This is a genomic window from Desulfuromonas thiophila (assembly GCF_900101955.1).
Taxonomy (GTDB): domain Bacteria; phylum Desulfobacterota; class Desulfuromonadia; order Desulfuromonadales; family Desulfuromonadaceae; genus Pseudodesulfuromonas; species Pseudodesulfuromonas thiophila.
Genome location: NZ_FNAQ01000035.1, coordinates 1 through 2,167 on the forward strand (window position 1 = coordinate 1; position 2,167 = coordinate 2,167).

Here is a 2,167-nt window from a genome sequence, read left to right on the forward strand (position 1 = left end):
CGGTGGCGCCTTGGCTCATCTCCTCACTGCTGGCCGACAACTGCTGACTGCCGGCGGCCACGTTGTCGCTGGCGCTGCGCACGTCGGCCACCACCCGCTGCAGCTGCTCGACCATGTTGCGCAAGGCGGCGGCCAGCTGACCGACCTCGTCCTGCTGCTGCACATCCAGCGTCGCGGTCAGATCGCCCTCGGCCACCTGCCGGGCAAAACCGATGCCTTTCTGCAACGGACCGATGATGCCACGGGCGATCACCACCGCCAGCAGCAGCCCGAGAGGAACGGCAACGCAGACAAAAATCAGCACACCGGTGCGGGTCTGGGCCGCAGCAGCCAACATCTGGGCATCGGTCATGATATGTTCATCGGTGGTCCGACTGATCTTGCCGAGCAGCTCCTGCACCTTTTCCAGGTTGGGCACGGTTTGCGTGGCATAGATGCCCCGGGCCTGGTCCATGCCCGCCACCAGCGTATTGGCCCGCTCCTTGAGCTGAGCCAGCACGGCACGGGTCTGTTCCAGCGCCGGCACGGTTTCACTGACAAACACCTGCTGGGCCTGCTGTTTGGGCAATGCCATCAGTTGCTTGGCCGACTGGTGCAACCGTGCGTGCGGCGGCTTGATGTCCTCCAGCAGACGGGCCAGCACCGTATCACTGGCAGCCGCTGCCTGACCGGCTTCGCCATACAGGAACTGCCCCAGACTGCACAGGCGCTCATTGGTTTCAACCTGCAGGGTTTTCTGGTCGCTGGCGAAGTAGGCCAGAACACTGTTGGCCCAGACCAGATGGTCGGCCTCCTTTTCGGCCAGAAACTGCGGCAGGCTCAAATCGGCCTGATGAAACACCTTGCCGATGGCGGCGGCGGATTGGTGCAACTGGTTATGGTAGGCCTCGATATCATCCAGCAACGGCTTGATTTGTGGCACCAGAGCCTCAGCCGCATGGCGTCCCTCGCCATAATACCAGCGACCGAAGGCGCATTGCCGCGGATCGGTTTCGACCGCAAGTTCGGTCACCTTGTCGTCCGTCAGCAGGGCATTGACCTTGCCGGCCCAGTTCAGGTGATCGACCTCGCGCTGAACCATCTCGCCCTTGAGCTTGTTGCCGTCGATCACCTCGGCGGCATTGTCGACAATGCCGGAGATGCCCAGAATGCTCCAGACCCCGACGGCCACCAGCAGCGCCAGCACCAGACCGAAACCAACCGCAAATTTGGTACGCAGCCGTAAATCCTTCCAGTTCATAACCCCTCCCTGTCTGCAGACTGTCTCCGCTTGCTGGCCTCGCGCCACCGCCTAGACGGCTGGCGCCTGTTCCTGTCGCTGCAACTGCAGCAGTTCGTCGGTGGAAAACACCCGGTCGAGATCCAGCAGCAGAATAAACTGCTCGCCGCGCCGCCCCATGCCCTGGATAAAGCCGGTTTCCAGCCGCGTCCCCATGCGTGGTGGCGGTTCGATTTCCTGCCGATCCAGTTCCAGCACCTCCTGCACCGCATCCACCAGACAGCCCAGCACCGTGCCTTCACCATCGATGGTAACCTCGCAGATGATGATGCAGGTGTTGACCGTTTCATCCGCTGCCGGCAGAGAAAACTTGCGCCGCATGTCCACCACCGCCACGGCGCTGCCGCGCAGATTGATCACCCCGCACATGAATGCCGGCATGCGCGGCACCCGTGTCAGGGTCGACACATCGAGCACCTCGCGCACGGTTTCGATGTTAAGGGCAAAGATTTCGTGATCGAGACTGAAGGTCAGATACTGACTGGTCTGCTTTTCTCCGCTCGCCATAGCTCCTCCGGCCATATCGGGCTATCTGTTCGTTCGGCTGACGGGCCGGGCCGGCCCGTCAGCGCTGGGTTTTCACTCGCCGGTCTCAATACTCCTCGAACTCGTCGTCGAGCTTGTCCTTGCCGCTGCCCATGTCGAGCAGTACCCCGGTGCCGCTGGCAGCGCCAGCCTTGGCCGCCGGCCGGGCGGAGGAGGTTTTGGTCGCATGCGCGATGCGGACGGGCGGACGGGCAGCCGCTTTTTTTGTCGCACTTTGGCCGCCAGCCAGCTTGAAGAAGCTGATGGCGTCCTGCAGCTGCTCGGCCTGACTGGAGAGCTCCTCGCTGGTGGAGGCCATCTCCTCCGAGGCGCTGGCGTTCTGCTGGATCACCTGGTCAAGCT

Annotated in this window: 2 protein-coding genes and 1 pseudogene; all 3 read right to left on the minus strand. The window is 62.8% G+C overall.

The features are described from left to right. Positions 1–1,240: methyl-accepting chemotaxis protein (locus BLR80_RS12560; RefSeq protein WP_143012182.1), on the minus strand; the 1,240-nt coding region annotated here is incomplete at its 3' end. A 51-nt stretch (positions 1,241–1,291) separates the two neighbouring features. Then, a complete protein-coding gene (locus BLR80_RS12565; RefSeq protein WP_092080881.1) occupies positions 1,292–1,786 on the minus strand; it encodes a chemotaxis protein CheW in 495 nt (164 codons plus the stop codon). Between the two features lie 85 nt (positions 1,787–1,871). After that, positions 1,872–2,167, minus strand: a pseudogene (locus BLR80_RS13050) (methyl-accepting chemotaxis protein); the annotation flags it as partial.